Origin of the sequence: Dyadobacter linearis, assembly GCF_907165045.1 — a bacterium.
Lineage (GTDB): Bacteria > Bacteroidota > Bacteroidia > Cytophagales > Spirosomataceae > Dyadobacter > Dyadobacter linearis.
Genome location: NZ_CAJRAU010000001.1, coordinates 722,738 through 736,477 on the forward strand (window position 1 = coordinate 722,738; position 13,740 = coordinate 736,477).

At 45.9% G+C, this 13,740-nt stretch carries 16 protein-coding genes; 7 read left to right on the plus strand and 9 right to left on the minus strand.

Annotated elements, in window-relative coordinates; all coding sequences use genetic code 11:
* Positions 1 to 43 precede the first annotated feature (43 nt).
* A complete protein-coding gene (locus tag KOD92_RS02860) occupies positions 44 to 448 on the minus strand; it encodes a response regulator (protein WP_215232002.1) in 405 nt (134 codons plus the stop codon).
* Positions 449 to 593: 145 nt separating this feature from the next.
* Entirely contained in the window at positions 594 to 1,541 is a 948-nt protein-coding gene (locus tag KOD92_RS02865) for a TraB/GumN family protein (RefSeq protein WP_215232003.1), read from the minus strand.
* Between the two features lie 180 nt (positions 1,542 to 1,721).
* Here KOD92_RS02865 and KOD92_RS02870 point away from each other — a divergent pair, with 180 nt between their 5' ends.
* Together KOD92_RS02870 and KOD92_RS02875 are read left to right on the plus strand one after the other, a co-directional pair.
* Positions 1,722 to 2,147: a VOC family protein gene (locus KOD92_RS02870; protein WP_215232004.1), complete on the plus strand. Its 426-nt coding sequence runs from the start codon at positions 1,722 to 1,724 to the stop codon at positions 2,145 to 2,147.
* Positions 2,148 to 2,190: 43 nt separating this feature from the next.
* Positions 2,191 to 2,445, plus strand: coding sequence for a DUF3072 domain-containing protein (locus tag KOD92_RS02875; RefSeq protein ID WP_215232005.1), 255 nt, complete (start codon positions 2,191 to 2,193; stop codon positions 2,443 to 2,445).
* A gap of 152 nt (positions 2,446 to 2,597) precedes the next feature.
* Here the strand turns inward: KOD92_RS02875 and KOD92_RS02880 are convergent, their stop codons facing one another.
* Entirely contained in the window at positions 2,598 to 3,857 is a 1,260-nt protein-coding gene (locus KOD92_RS02880) for a sensor histidine kinase (RefSeq protein ID WP_215232006.1), read from the minus strand.
* Positions 3,858 to 4,042: 185 nt separating this feature from the next.
* Here KOD92_RS02880 and KOD92_RS02885 point away from each other — a divergent pair, with 185 nt between their 5' ends.
* Positions 4,043 to 5,152, plus strand: coding sequence for a Fic family protein (locus KOD92_RS02885; RefSeq protein ID WP_215232007.1), 1,110 nt, complete (start codon positions 4,043 to 4,045; stop codon positions 5,150 to 5,152).
* 29 nt (positions 5,153 to 5,181) lie between these two features.
* Entirely contained in the window at positions 5,182 to 6,144 is a 963-nt protein-coding gene (locus KOD92_RS02890; protein ID WP_215232008.1) for a 3-keto-disaccharide hydrolase, read from the plus strand.
* Between the two features lie 81 nt (positions 6,145 to 6,225).
* Here KOD92_RS02890 and KOD92_RS02895 read toward each other — a convergent pair whose 3' ends face one another.
* Positions 6,226 to 6,630, minus strand: a complete 405-nt coding sequence (locus KOD92_RS02895; protein WP_215232009.1) for a DoxX family protein — start codon at positions 6,628 to 6,630, stop codon at positions 6,226 to 6,228.
* Positions 6,631 to 6,863: 233 nt separating this feature from the next.
* Between KOD92_RS02895 and KOD92_RS02900 the strand changes: the two genes are divergently transcribed.
* Both KOD92_RS02900 and KOD92_RS02905 read left to right on the plus strand, forming a co-directional pair.
* Complete coding sequence (locus tag KOD92_RS02900) at positions 6,864 to 7,553, plus strand: hypothetical protein (RefSeq protein WP_215232010.1); 690 nt, start codon at positions 6,864 to 6,866, stop codon at positions 7,551 to 7,553.
* 10 nt (positions 7,554 to 7,563) lie between these two features.
* Positions 7,564 to 8,961 carry a thioredoxin family protein gene (locus KOD92_RS02905; RefSeq protein WP_215232011.1) on the plus strand — a complete coding sequence of 466 codons (1,398 nt, stop codon included), beginning with the start codon at positions 7,564 to 7,566 and terminating at the stop codon, positions 8,959 to 8,961.
* A gap of 2 nt (positions 8,962 to 8,963) precedes the next feature.
* Here KOD92_RS02905 and KOD92_RS02910 read toward each other — a convergent pair whose 3' ends face one another.
* Positions 8,964 to 10,322, minus strand: a complete 1,359-nt coding sequence (locus KOD92_RS02910; protein WP_215232012.1) for an acyl-CoA dehydrogenase family protein — start codon at positions 10,320 to 10,322, stop codon at positions 8,964 to 8,966.
* 138 nt (positions 10,323 to 10,460) lie between these two features.
* Here KOD92_RS02910 and KOD92_RS02915 point away from each other — a divergent pair, with 138 nt between their 5' ends.
* Positions 10,461 to 10,667, plus strand: a complete 207-nt coding sequence (locus KOD92_RS02915) for a hypothetical protein (protein WP_215232013.1) — start codon at positions 10,461 to 10,463, stop codon at positions 10,665 to 10,667.
* A 3-nt stretch (positions 10,668 to 10,670) separates the two neighbouring features.
* Here the strand turns inward: KOD92_RS02915 and KOD92_RS02920 are convergent, their stop codons facing one another.
* From KOD92_RS02920 to KOD92_RS02935, 4 genes are all read right to left on the minus strand, one after another.
* Complete coding sequence (locus KOD92_RS02920) at positions 10,671 to 12,428, minus strand: glycoside hydrolase family 9 protein (protein ID WP_215232014.1); 1,758 nt, start codon at positions 12,426 to 12,428, stop codon at positions 10,671 to 10,673.
* A gap of 51 nt (positions 12,429 to 12,479) precedes the next feature.
* Positions 12,480 to 12,893, minus strand: coding sequence for a Dabb family protein (locus KOD92_RS02925; protein ID WP_215232015.1), 414 nt, complete (start codon positions 12,891 to 12,893; stop codon positions 12,480 to 12,482).
* Positions 12,894 to 12,983: 90 nt separating this feature from the next.
* Complete coding sequence (locus KOD92_RS02930; RefSeq protein WP_215232016.1) at positions 12,984 to 13,547, minus strand: DUF1697 domain-containing protein; 564 nt, start codon at positions 13,545 to 13,547, stop codon at positions 12,984 to 12,986.
* Positions 13,547 to 13,726, minus strand: a complete 180-nt coding sequence (locus KOD92_RS02935; protein WP_215232017.1) for a hypothetical protein — start codon at positions 13,724 to 13,726, stop codon at positions 13,547 to 13,549. The genes KOD92_RS02930 and KOD92_RS02935 overlap by 1 nt, the downstream gene beginning before the upstream one ends.
* Positions 13,727 to 13,740 lie beyond the last annotated feature (14 nt).

The following is a 13,740-nucleotide window of genomic DNA, read 5'->3' on the forward strand; positions in this document are numbered from 1 at the left end:
GGAAAAATGTTCGATTTACAAACGATCATGTTCATTTATTGAACTATTTTCTTCCTAAAAATTTGTTAACTATCCCCCTGGCGATATCCAAAAGGGCTTTGAAGGTATTGGGCTTGACAAAAAAATCGTCGGCACCTGCTGCGATCGCTCTTTTTTTGAGCTCCGGGTTGTCCGATGTAGATAGCATGACAGTCGGCAGGTCAACCAGTTCAGGATCCGATTTTATTTCCTTGATCGCTTCTACGCCATTCATTTTTGGCATATTCATATCCACTACCACGACAGTCTGAGAAAGGTCTTTTGAGTTTTTGACATTATCTATCAGCTCCCGTCCATCCTCGGCCTCCACAACAGTCACATTCGGGTTGGCCTCCTCCAAAGCATCTTTTATTAGCATTCTGTCATCCTCGTCGTCATCCCCTAGATGAACTGTCTGACCATTCTTCATATTCGTAGCAGCTTGAAGGACAAATATATCAAATGATTGTGATTCGGCACTTATTTGCATTACCCTAAATCCCTGAAGGGACTTTCTTGCGGCGGCGCATACAATCAGACGAAAAGCCCCTTCAGGGGTTGGGGTCTCGGCACCGCTACTTCACACTAACCGCCTCGACTTGATATCCTAAATCCTTCAATAACACAATCAATCCAGTTTTGTATCGCAAATGCCCGAAACCTACGGCGATGAGGCAGGGTTTCTGGCTGATGTTTTTTTCGATTTTTGGTAGCCAATTCCGGTTCCGCTGCTCGATGGTCATATGCCCGTATTCGTTTTCAATAATAACATCTGAAGAATCGGTTTTTTCAAACTGATAGGGCACTTTCATTTGCTTATAAACCCGCATCGTTTCTTCTATATTGGTATTTTGTGAGTAAATATTCCAGCCCGGCTTTTCGCTTCCGGGTATCTTGGCCAGCACACTCCGCATTACCTTACGTGCATCGTCGATCTGCGTGGAGTCGAAGTTCATGTCTTTTAATTTATCAAGATGGTCGCCACCCCTGCCCGTTGATTTGTAAAGATTAAAGAGATCCAGATCCATTGATTTCGTGATTCCGTCGGGACCCTTCATATCCATTACCAGCGTTTCATAGATCGCAGCCCACATTTCAACCACATTCATTTCCTCCGCGTCGGGATTATTTGTAATACCCTCTCCTACCCGCGCCACAAAGAAGGAATCGAGCGTTTTGTATTCCGCCGCATTCAGTACCGACACAGCCCGCAAGGTTGAAGATGTCTTTTGAACGGCGACCGTATTTACCTCTGTACTAAATGCTTCTGTTAGAATATATTCTGTGCTATCGATCGCCGACTTGATCCTGGGAAATGTGAGCAACCAATCCAGTTCGCCTAAATGCATCGTCCCGAGTAAGTAAGACGGTTTTTGAATACCTTTTCCAGTGATCTTCCAAAGGATAGTTTGCGGATCCTGGCTCTGTGAAGCCGACTTGCCCGTCTGGGCGACGTTGCGCAATGGAAGAAATAGCGTAGCGACAAGGATGAAGACTTTTATCACTGGTAATGGAGCATTCATAAAAAAGAGCCGATTTGTACCCGAAATCTGCATTTAAATCTTAGCAAAGTCAAATTTTAACGAATTTTGTCTCACCCACCCCCTTCTAATGTCCCTTCCGCGGACGATTTGCCGATGAGACTAGGAGTAGTTTTGTGTTATTAAAATCATTACAAAACATATATAACCTTAAATTTTCTTATGCCTAAATTAAACACTTACCTGAATTTCGATGGGAAATCGGAAGAGGCTTTTACATTTTACAAATCCGTTTTTGGCGGAGAGTTTTTGTCTGTTCAAAAAATGTCGGATATGCCTGGCGCAGAGCAACTTCCGGAAGACGAAAAGGGCCGGCTCATGCACATTTCGCTGCCTATCGGAAAAGACGATATTTTGATGGCGTCGGATATTATGCCGTCGATGGGTCATAAACTGACGCTCGGTAACCATTCGTACATTTCAGTTTTCACAGAGAGCCGCGAAGAAGCAGATCGTATTTTCGCAGGTTTATCGGCCGGAGGGGAAATCGAGATGGCGATGGAGGATACCTTCTGGGGTGATTATTTCGGTAGTTTTCACGATAAGTACGGCATTGGCTGGATGGTAAATTATCCGAAGCAGGATTAATTGGCTCGGTTTTTTTATTTACGAATGAAAAAACATCAACAAAATGGCCACTACAAATAATAACCCGCCGAAAGACGAAGAGAATGTCAACGCGCAAAATCCTGACATCAAAGGCTCGAATACAGTTAAAGATCCCGACGAATGGACAACCGGCGACGAACCGATGACCGGCGCGCAGCAATCCTACCTGAAAACATTGTCTGACGAAGCTGGCGTAGAGTTCGACAGCACGTTAAGCAAAGCGGAAGCTTCCAAGCGGATAGACGAATTGCAGCATAAAACGGGTCGGGGATTATAATATAGTGCAAAGCCCGGTCGCAGAATGTGCGATCGGGCTTTGCATTTTACTCGTGCTATCCACAAGACAGGTGCTTACATGAGGGTGACCAGTTTGCAGTCGATAAGTTGATTCGAAATAACTAGTCTTTTTGAATCTTCAAACTCCCCTTCTCACGAATCAACCGGCGTCAGTTCCCTGACAGGCAGAATAATCGAAAAAGTCGTGCCTTTTCCTTCCACTGATTCGGCCTTGATCTGGCCGCCGTGATTATTAACTATTTTGCGGCAATAGGCCAGCGAGTGACCCTCTGTCTGACCATTTTTATAATCCGGAAATTGTGAAAAAATATCGAAGATCTTTTCCAGGTGCTGCTGTGAAAATCCCTCCCCGTTGTCTTCAATCCGTATTATCAATGACTGACGTTTCTTCTGGATATCATTTCCTGCACGCAAGTCATAACCAACCTCGCCGGGATAAATACGGATCACATGATCGGCTCCCTTCTTTGCGTATTGAATAGAGTTGGTGATCAGGTTCCGGAACAGCTGCTCCATTTGAAAGTGATTTGCAACAATACTTGGCAGATTCTCATATCTAACCTTGGTTTGAGTTGCTTCCAATAGCAGTGAAAGTGAGCTGGTAGTGTCAGAAACGACCTTATTCAAATCGACCGTTTCGAAATTGGTTTCATTGTACAGCTCAGTAAACTCCGAAAGCTCGGTGATGATAGCTGAGAATTTCAATGCACTGGCGTCCACCTTTGTAGCATAGCTTCGAACCTTGTCCAGATCATTCTTATTGGCGGCATCCAGCATCATTCCCGAAAACACACGCATTTTACGCAGCGGCTCCTGAAGATTGTGATTGGATATAAATTGGAACTGACTGTTGATATGAATCGAATCAGCGAGCTGGTGGTTCATTTCACTGAGCTTCTGCCGGCTTTTTTGTGCTGTCTCAACACTTTCGAGATGATAGGAGATCAGATCGACAAACATCTGGAACATGCCGATCGTTTTGATATTTTTCAGCGACGCCGGTTTGGGATCGATAGCGCAAAGCGTCCCGAAAAATTCCCCGTTCTTTAAAATGATCGGGACTGAAATGTAGCTTTTAAAACCGTACATGATCGGTGTATGGTGCGCCCTGAATTGCGGGTCCTCGTCGACGTTATCGATCACGACAATTTCATGATTCAGCCGGATTTCATTGCAGATCGTTGTTTCAAGAACCAGCTCACCGCCAGCTCTCAGGCCAAAAGAAATTTCATCCAGCACACTACACGCTACCCATTTATCCTCTGTTACTCTGGCGATCGCCGCGAATCCCATTCCGGTTGACCGGCAAATGACTTCCAGCATGGTAGGTACAATCGGTATTTGCTCAATTTTTGCAATGTCACCGAGAATATCAATTTGAGAGTCTTTCATTCAAGTAGATGTATTTCGTCAAATTTACCGAAGTTAAAAGTCGAAAAAAAGAAATAAGTCATTCTTGAAAGTTGTGAGCGTGCCGCCCGATTTCCACTGTTTAAAACTTTTTTTGAGCCGAATAAAAAATGTAATCGGCTCAAATTTTATGTATATTTGAGCCGATTAGTAAAATTATTCGGCTCATGCTCTATAACTGGCAACAATCCGACTGGCCTGATTTCATCTTTGATCCATCTGAAATGGAGGATCTGCTGTTTGCATTTGCGGAAGCAACGGGCGCGATCAGCGGAACATTGCATGCTGTCTCTGAGCAGATTAAGGTCGACACTCTGATAGATACAATGGTTTTTGAAGCCATTAAAACTTCCGAGATCGAAGGAGAATTTTTGAGTCGGGAAGATGTGGCTTCATCGATACGTAACAATCTGGGTATCAATAAAAAACCGGAACTGGTTAAAGACAAACGTGCGCAAGGCGCGGCGGAGTTGATGGTCGCTGCGAGAAATTCTTACAGTGAAGCATTGACCGAAGAGGTGCTTTTCGAGTGGCATAAAATGTTGTTGAAAGATAGCAAAACGGTCAACACTGGCGCGTGGCGGAAGGGCAATGTACCTATGCAGGTGGTTTCGGGCTCGATCGGGAAGGAGAAAATACACTTTGAAGCGCCGCCTTCCTCTCAGGTCAAATCCGAAATGACGAAGTTTATCAAATGGTTTAATGATACCGCGCCGGGCGGCAAGTTTGAGTTTAAACGGGCTCCTGTCCGCTCCGCGATCGCGCATTTATATTTTGAAAGTATTCACCCTTTTGAGGACGGAAATGGTCGGCTCGGGCGGGTTATCGCCGAAAAAGCGTTGTCGCAAACGCTCCGTAGACCGGTTATGCTTAGCTTATCGAGAAAAATAGAGGCAGATAAAAAACGGTACTACAAGTCACTGGAAACCGCGCAGCGCAGCAACAATATCACAAATTGGGTCAATTATTTTGTCCGCATTATATTCGACGCGCAGATCGAAGCCAAGAAATTACTCGATTTCACACTCTATAAAACCCAGTTTTTCGACCGTTTCAAAAACGATTTCAACGAGCGTCAGTTGAAAGTGATCAAGAAAATGCTGAAAGACGGACCGGAAGAATTTGAGGGTGGAATGAGCGCGAAAAAATACATGTCGATCGCGAAGACCTCCAAAGCCACAGCTACCCGGGACCTACAAAACCTATTGGAAACAGGTGCATTGATACCGGCAGGCGGCGGAAGAAGTACCAGCTATTATTTAAATTTTTATCCATAAATTGACCGCTCTTAATTTCAAATTTTACGATGAAACTATTCCGACCTAACCTCAGAAGGCTGTTCAGCCTTGCATTAACACTTTTCACTGCCTTCGCTATTGAAACCAATGCGACGGCTTTCAAACCCCTCGCCTCCCCGATGGAAGGCCGCTGGGACATTACGGTCGACGTAGCCGGCAAGCCTTTGCCTTCCTGGCTGGAAGTAAGGCACTCGGGTACCAAAACTTTGGTTGGACAATTCACAGGCTTTTCAGGAAGCGCCCGGCCGATTTCGGAAGTGATCTTTAAAGACGGCAAATTCAAGTTCGAAATCCCACCGCAATGGGAACGCGGAGACAAATACCTGTCAGTAGAAGGAACCTTGTCGGGCGAAACGCTTAGCGGCTCGCTTACTACTCCGGAGGGGAAAACCCATACCTGGAAAGGTGTTCGCGCCCCGTCGCTGCGGCCAAAAGCAATGCCCGCCTGGGGAGCGCCGATCAAGCTTACAGCCGGAAACGAGATTAAAGGCTGGCATGCAGTGGGCGCTGAAAATCAGTGGGTAGCAGAAAATGGAATCCTGCGTAGCCCAAAATCTGGCGCTAATTTGGTAACAGATCAGAAGTTTGGAGACTTCAAACTACATGTTGAGTTCCGCATCCCGAAAGGCAGCAATAGCGGCGTGTATCTGCGCGGCCGGTATGAAGTGCAGGTAACAGATGCAAAAGGCATGGAACCTGCGCTGGATCAGATGGGCGCCGTTTACGGATTTATCAGCCCAAGTGAAATGGTAGCGAAAAAAGCCGGTGAGTGGAATACGCTAGATATTACGCTGGTAGGAAGAATGCTTACACTGGTTGCAAACGGCAAAACGGTAATCAGCAACCAGGAAATTCCGGGCATTACCGGCGGGGCGCTGGACAGCAACGAAGGCGAGCCGGGTCCGCTGTACATTCAGGGCGACCACGGTCCGGTTGAGTACAGAAATATCGTGATCACACCTGCAAAATAATTTTATTAAATACTGGATCCATAAAAAGAGCGCGACGATGATATTCATTGTCGCGCTCTTTTTGTGGAAAATCAAGTGTCTCTATTGCTTCGAAATGAGCAGGTTTTTTACTTTTTCGTCGCGTAGCGCCAGACCGACCCAGATGAGAATAGCGAACACAGCTGCGAAATAGAGCGGCTGTCCGGCGCGTACCATAATTGCAATTGCACCACCCAGATAGCCTGTTAAGAGGATCGCGCCGATTACCGCAGTGCGAGGTATAATATACAGTATCGTGCTGATCAGCAATACAATACCAATGCTTTGCACCTGATCCACCGGCCAGCCCAGTTGTGCGGAACCTTCGATGGAATGTGACTCTTTAATGACCTTCATAATTGAATCGAATAGCAAAAAAAGTACACATATCACGCTGATGATCTTTCCTGCCAAAACTCCTTTGCCTGACCTTACTTTTGCCGGTTGATTTAACATAGTCGCTTCCATTTTATAAGAGTTTAAATGTTTGTGTTGATTCATTTGAGTGATACAAAACTAGGGTAGGCCAGCCTGAAAAATGCTGTGCAAATCCGGCAATCAGAGGGGGAGATTGCGACAGTTTTCATTATAATTTCGGACCAATATATTTTTGCCAAAAAAATCAGGATGAAATGACGACTTTCGCGCAAAAGTTTCTCTCATTTCTTCAAACGAAAATGTTTACACGCATACTTATCATAATGACACTTGAGGTCGTGCTTTACGGTTGCAAAAGCGCAAAAGATAGCCCTAAATTCAATTTTGCCGACGGCGTTTATCACACCAAAATCAAGGACGTGAAACAGCAGGTTTTCATAGAAAATACAGAAGATTCGATTGTTGTATATTCTTTGAAAAAGGGTTGGAAAAGGCTGGACCTGAAAACTACCGTAAGCGAGAAAAAGGCTTATCCGCAAAATTCGAGCAAAGAAACACTGGGTGCGAACAAATACTGGCAGAATGGTTTTGATATTGACATTCTCACGATCCCGCTCAAATTCCGCCCCAGCGTACAGTCTTTCCCTAGCCAGTTCAGCAACAATGTGAATGGTGTGGTCTACCTGGGTTATCGCAGTGACATTTACAGACTTTCCTACAAGAAAAATCCGATCGGCCGGATCACGCAGGATGTGAAGCATTACGGACTTTCGGCAGGTTTTATCACCGGTCTCGGCGGCACAGCGATCAACCCGTGGGTCACCAAAGATGCGCTTACCATCGAATACGACGGGCTGGTATGGTCGAAAGGAATTGCGGTACTAATGGGGCTCAACCAATTCACATTTGGGATCGTAGGCGGTCTTGACCATTTGCTTGACAAAAACCGGAAAGTGTGGATTTATCAAAGTAAACCTTATATCGGGCTTGCTGTGGGGTTAAATTTAAATTGAAATCCTATTTTTGAAACAAATCATCGGCATCCTCGCAATGAAACTGATTATACTATTACTGAGTGGTCTTCTCACTTTTCCCGCGTTTTCTCAGATCAAATTCATTGACAATAAGACCAGCTGGAACGACCTTTCGGCGCAGGCTAAAAAAGAGAAGAAGCTGATCTTTATCCATTTTGAAAACAGCGCTTGTCAGCAATGTAACGAAGTCGCTTCCATGGCTTTCAATAATCCATTATTAACCGAAAAATTCGGTCAGAACTTCGTTGCGATCCGGTTGAATGTGGAGACCGAAAACGGAAGGGATTTTAAAAACGGGCTGCATATTCAAGGTTCACTTATTTCGGTTTTCACCGATACGGAGGGCAATATCCTCGAAATGCAAAACGGCTCGACCAGCAACCCACAGGCTTATGCTGAAAAAGCGGACCTGGCGCTCCGGCGACGGGGAGCGCGGGGTATCAATTCATATACCCAGGAATACCGGGCGGGCAGCCGCTCCCTGCCTTTTCTGCGGGAATACCTGGTGAAGCTGAAAGAGCTGGAAATGATCACCGACGAGGTACTTGACGAATACACCAGCCAGCTTCCGCCCGATTCACTGGCCAACTTCAACACGGTGAGATTCATTTATCAATTCGGGCCGGCGCTATACAGCAAAACGAGCAAAACTGTACAGCAATTCGCACCGCGCGGGCTGGTGGAAAACATTTACAGATCCGTACCTTTTACCGAAGCAGTAGAAATGAATAACGGTATTGTCAGAAATTCCATGCGGAATGCGGTCATGAAAAGGGATCCTCAACTGGCCGAAGCCGCCGCCCGGTTTGCCCAGTTAACGTACGATCGCGACCCACAAATGGGAAAGGTCACTTACGAAAAAAATATGCTGCAGTACCTATACACAACCCGCGACACGGCCCAATATCTCAACCGCGCCGCCCAATTTATAGAGCAGTATTACCGCCCGATCTCGATAGATTCACTTAAAGGGATGGACCAGGCGGAACTGGCCAAAATGAAACCGCCAAAAATGAAACCTGGTGAAAATCTGACGGTACTGAGTTTTAAACTAAACAAACCTTCGCAGTATTATCCCATGGAACTGAATACGCGCGCGAGACATTTTTATGATATGGCTTCGAAAAAAGAAGACCTCGAACTAGCACTGAGCTGGTCTAAACTTGCGATGGAATGGAGTGAAGAAATATTGACTAATATCAATAACACGAATATCAACGGAAATCCTTCGTATATGGAAACTTACGCGCACCTGCTCTACAAGCTGGGACGCAAGGAAGAGGCACTTACCTGGCAGATCAAAGCTTTGGGACAACAAAAAGCAACCAGCCAACCCTACGGACACATGGAAACAGCTCTTGCCAAAATGAAAGCGGGCACGCTCTGAAATTACACGAATGCACTTTCACCGGTAATTGCCCTGCCGACGATCAGCGAGTTGATTTCCTTTGTGCCTTCGTAAGAATAAATGGCCTCAGCGTCGGCCACGAAGCGGGCGATGTCGTATTCTAGCAATATCCCGTTTCCACCAAAAAGCTCGCGGGCGTGATCCACGATCGAGCGCATACGCAGCGTGCAGAAAACCTTTGCGAGCGATGCATGTTCGTCGGTGAGTACGCCGCTATCCTGTAATTGCGATAATCGGAAAACCATCGTTTGCATCGCTGTCAAATCGCCCAGCATGGTGACCAGCAGATCCTGCACGAGCTGAAAACCGGCGATCGGGCGGCCGAACTGTTTTCTTTCCATCGTGTATTTCAATGCAAGTTCGTACGCGCCTCTTCCGCAGCCTACCGCCTGCCAGGCCACGCCGGCCCGCGTCATGCGCAGCACATTGGCGGTATCCTTGAAAGAATTCGCATTTTGTAACCTGTCGGATTCTGGTACAATGCATTCAGTCAATGTGATCTTCGCATTCTGTACGGTACGCAGCGCCATTTTATCCTGCATTTTCTCAGCCTTGAACCCTGGATTTTCTTTTCGTACAATAAAACCCTTCACCTGATTATCGTCCAGGTCGCGCGCCCAGATGATCGTGATATCAGAGAAAGTCGCATTGCCGATCCATTTTTTCTGACCATTGATCACCCATTCATCACCATTTCTTTTGCAAGTCGTAGTAAGTCCGCCGGCCACACCGGACCCAACTTCCGGCTCTGTAAGCCCGAATGCGCCTATTATATCCATTCTCTGCATAATAGGCAGCCAATACTGCTTTTGTTCTTCCGAACCGCACAAATAGATCGAGCCCATCGCAAGCCCGCTGTGCACGCCGAAAAATGTGGAGATCGACGAATCGATGCGCGCCATTTCCATCGCTATAAATCCTTCCAGCAATGCCGACATTCCTGCACAACCATAACCTTTGTAAGTAAGTCCGCAAATATTCAATTTCGCCATAAGCGGAATAATGTGCATTGGAAACTGTGCATTGTTCCAATAATGATTGGCTATTGGTTTGATCTCCGTTTCCATGAACTCCCGCACTTTGAGCTGGATCAGTTTTTCTTCGGGCAAAAGGGTGTCGGTAAGTTCATAAAAATCCCCATTCACTACTGGCGGCGCCTTTTTCTTTCCGGAGCCTGCCTGCATAAATTTCAGCATCTTCCCCAGATCTTCCTCGCTCATCTTGGAAACGACACCCATTAACTGATTCAGGTCAACCTTCTTTGAAAGCCTGGTGATGGCCGCAAGGTCGATGTCTTTCAGAATGTTACGAAGCTGGGAAACGGAATTGAACAGGCTCATAGTCGGGAATTAGTTTTGTCGGTACTGACAGGAAAAGACTTTAAACAGGAAAATCTATCCCGGCTGCGTCAATTTTCAGGTCGGCGATGTAATGACGGGAATGAAATTTGCTCTGTTATTATTAAAAACAGCAATACTATGAACACAAAACCGGAGACCCAAGAAGAGGATATTGAAGGAAGCAGTCCATCACCTGCCGGCCCGCATGATGAATCGAGGCACGAAGATGACAGTGCAAAACCGTCAAAGGTTGTGAAGAAAGAGGCTATTAAAGAATCCGAAGAGGATAATATGACAGGGAAAAAAGGCTATAACGAAACGCCGCCTACTGTTCCCGTCAAATAAATGCTATTGCTCCATAATCGCTTCAATTGCGGCCGATAAATAAACCATCGGCGCATTCCAGTTGATCGCGATCTCATTGGATGCGTAAGAACAATCGTCATCGGTAAACGATTCATCTGCAAAGTTGCTGGTGTAGGTTTTGCATTTGTCCTGCTGTCCGGGATTGGGCCCGCCGGATAATAACCCTGGTACCGGGTCTTCGATTCCATCGGCCACAGAAGGACGGTGGTGCGGGTGCATTACCCTTTTTGAACCAAAACCTGTGAGAAAACAAAAAGTAGTCGCATTTCTCCCCAAAAGATAGTCGAGGTTACCGAGCGCCGCATTCAGGTATTTCTTGTCTTTGGTAAGTTTAAAAGCATACAAAAGTGCAATTCCTTGGTTCGCGGCCACTGAGCTGCTGCCCCATGAATAATCCTTTGCATCTTTGCCCATAACAGTGTGGTAAGGCTGTTTTTCGAGATCAGCTAAAAGTCCATCTGCATAATCTTTCACCGATTTTTTAATAGGGTCTATCAATGCGGCCTCCGTTTTCAAATTTTCGCTGGTTCGGATCAAAGTGTAGTAACCCAGCGTTTGTACCATACTCCACGTCGGTAGCGCAAGTGGCTGTTTTGCTTTCAGATCAATACCTTTCAAATATTCCATTTTCCCGGTAGTCGCATACATTTCGGCCGCTGCCCAGATCCGCTCGTCGGCCACACTCCTGTCTCCGTAAGCGCCGGAAACAATATCCGGATCAAATTTCTTGTTGATCTCATTCTGATCATAATATACCTCAGGATGCTTGGCTGCCCATTCCCAGCCTTTCACTGCCGCAACGATACATGAATCGGACAATCCCGGCAATTTGTTTTCAAAACTCTTCAAAATCCTGCCCGCCTGCGCCATTACTGCCACGAAATCGAGCGTCGCAACTGTATTTTTTTGTACCACATACCTTGGCTTATCAGCCGCGTCGGGCATTAGCATTCCGTCGAATCTCGGGTTTGTTAATTTATGGTAAACGCCACCGTCGGCCGGATCCTGCATAGTCAGCATCCAGCGCAGGTTCCATATTACCTCGTCGAGCAGGTCAGGAATCGAGTTATTATTTTCAGGGATATTGGTATTGAAATTCTCAAAATACAATGGGAAATCTTCATACAAAGACAGCAGTGTGCCCATTGTAATACCGGAGTTGACAATGTATTTGTTATAATCTCCCGCATCGTACCAGCCTTTTGGTGAGCTTATTACAAAATTCTCAGGCCGTCCTTCCGATACTGCCGAGGCGTGAATGAGCACTTTGTCATCGGGGTGCCCCGCCGGGCGCGCCCATTTGCCCGCAAACTTTTCGGGCAGGTCTGTGGACACGCGCTGATAGTAAAACCCTTTTAGCGACGCGGCCGCCACTTCCCTGTGGACCTTTGGTTTAATGTCAAATGCAGCCGATTTTCCAAGTCCAGGCACTTCTAACGTGTACTTACCTGCTTTTTTAACACTCGAAAAGTCCGCAATCCGGCTGACTTTCCCCGAATGCTGGTTATTGCGTATTTCGCTCAGCTTTCCTTTAAAAACAGCCTTCCCAGCTGCGTCCCTGACCACAAAATCAGTAAACTTGTCCCCCACAACGACCGCTAATTTCGGTGCCTGCGGATAAAAACCTACCTGATTGAGGCGGATATCAGCGTTCAGTTTTTGGGCAAATAAAGGTTTACCGATCTGTGCGGCAAAGATTACAAGCGCCACACAAATCGGTAAAAAAGACTTTTTAAACATGATCGAATTAGAAGTTAGCGTCGAATTGCAGTTAAAAGACGTTTCCTGCTATTACCCTACTTTCTTCGGCCCCACTGAATCGTAAACGATCACCTTTTCCCAGAGGTGACCATAGTCTTTGATAAATTCCAGATGGATCGGGTGAGTTTGATAGATTTCTTCTTCAATGATATTTTTGAAAAAGCACATCCATGAAAAAGTATAGTCGCGCACGATCACCGAACGGTTGGTTTCAGCAGGCTTCCCAATGTGAACGTACTGAATAGTAGGCACTTTCGCCAGCTTGGTCAACCCTTCAAGCAACTTAGCCTCGTGCTCCGCGTTATGTGGTTCTTTTAGATAAAAATATACGTGGTGAATAAAAAGCTCTTTTTGTTTCTCCGGTGCTGCGGCCAACGGGCTTACCGATGCAATCGTCGCAATACCGGCATTTTGCAAAAACCTGCGTCTTGAATTGTCTTTCATATCGTACTTAAGTGAATTACTATTGAGGATTGAGATGTCTTGAAACGATTTTCGACCAAGAAAACAACTTCTTGGCACTAAACCAAAGTATCAGTGCTGCGAAGCAAGTTCATTCCCCTGCCTCACCAGCTCCGCCACCGTCTTCCAGTTACGGGTAGTGGCGGCCACTTTCAGCTTACTTTCAAAGAAATTATTATTCAGTTTAGTACGTCCGTAGCCTTGTGGACAGTGGATATAAATGGTGTTGCCTTCTAAGACAAATTGATCCGGCTGGTATTTCTGAGCGTCGATTTTTTCTACTAATTCCAGTGCCGGAGATTCAGACAAAAACGTCACGTAGAGATCAGCAATATCTTCTTTCTGAGCTTTCAAAAACGGGTTTTTGTCGAAAACTGACTGCATTGTATCTACCTTCAAAACAATCACCGGAACATCGTAGCCGAATGCATTCGCAATTGCATCTGTAATCTGCGCTGCCAGTTCTTGTTCGTCAGTCTCTTCAAAAGTAAAAAGCACATTGCCGCTCTGTATATACGTCCTGCAATTCTCAAAACCTTCCTGCTCAAACATTGCCGCCAGCGCCGGCATTTTGACCATATTTTTTCCGCTGACATTAATCCCGCGAAGTATTGCAATGTAAGTCGACTTTGGCATTACGGATTACGCGGTTTTTTGTTCCTGCTCAGGAGGTGTTCCGGGATCGGGTGTTGTTCCAGAGTTGTCCTCATCTGCTCCATCTTCTCATCAACCAAAGACATTTTCTTCACTGGTTGTTCAACCTGTACTCCTGCTGATATTTTTGACTTTGCTGTACCAGCTTTGGCTACATTCATAGTATGATGTTGTA

What these genes read in the sequence shown, in the direction of transcription:
- KOD92_RS02880 (WP_215232006.1), bottom strand. Translation starts at nt 3,857, where the DNA reads ATGAAAGACTCTCAAATTGATATTCTCGGTGACATTGCAAAAATTGAG.
- KOD92_RS02865 (WP_215232003.1), bottom strand. Translation starts at nt 1,541, where the DNA reads ATGAATGCTCCATTACCAGTGATAAAAGTCTTCATCCTTGTCGCTACG.
- KOD92_RS02910 (WP_215232012.1), bottom strand. Translation starts at nt 10,322, where the DNA reads ATGAGCCTGTTCAATTCCGTTTCCCAGCTTCGTAACATTCTGAAAGAC.
- KOD92_RS02870 (WP_215232004.1), top strand. Translation starts at nt 1,722, where the DNA reads ATGCCTAAATTAAACACTTACCTGAATTTCGATGGGAAATCGGAAGAG.
- KOD92_RS02915 (WP_215232013.1), top strand. Translation starts at nt 10,461, where the DNA reads ATGAACACAAAACCGGAGACCCAAGAAGAGGATATTGAAGGAAGCAGT.
- KOD92_RS02925 (WP_215232015.1), bottom strand. Translation starts at nt 12,893, where the DNA reads ATGAAAGACAATTCAAGACGCAGGTTTTTGCAAAATGCCGGTATTGCG.
- KOD92_RS02875 (WP_215232005.1), top strand. Translation starts at nt 2,191, where the DNA reads ATGGCCACTACAAATAATAACCCGCCGAAAGACGAAGAGAATGTCAAC.
- KOD92_RS02885 (WP_215232007.1), top strand. Translation starts at nt 4,043, where the DNA reads ATGCTCTATAACTGGCAACAATCCGACTGGCCTGATTTCATCTTTGAT.
- KOD92_RS02930 (WP_215232016.1), bottom strand. Translation starts at nt 13,547, where the DNA reads ATGCCAAAGTCGACTTACATTGCAATACTTCGCGGGATTAATGTCAGC.
- KOD92_RS02890 (WP_215232008.1), top strand. Translation starts at nt 5,182, where the DNA reads ATGAAACTATTCCGACCTAACCTCAGAAGGCTGTTCAGCCTTGCATTA.
- KOD92_RS02860 (WP_215232002.1), bottom strand. Translation starts at nt 448, where the DNA reads ATGAAGAATGGTCAGACAGTTCATCTAGGGGATGACGACGAGGATGAC.
- KOD92_RS02900 (WP_215232010.1), top strand. Translation starts at nt 6,864, where the DNA reads ATGACACTTGAGGTCGTGCTTTACGGTTGCAAAAGCGCAAAAGATAGC.
- KOD92_RS02935 (WP_215232017.1), bottom strand. Translation starts at nt 13,726, where the DNA reads ATGAATGTAGCCAAAGCTGGTACAGCAAAGTCAAAAATATCAGCAGGA.
- KOD92_RS02920 (WP_215232014.1), bottom strand. Translation starts at nt 12,428, where the DNA reads ATGTTTAAAAAGTCTTTTTTACCGATTTGTGTGGCGCTTGTAATCTTT.
- KOD92_RS02895 (WP_215232009.1), bottom strand. Translation starts at nt 6,630, where the DNA reads ATGGAAGCGACTATGTTAAATCAACCGGCAAAAGTAAGGTCAGGCAAA.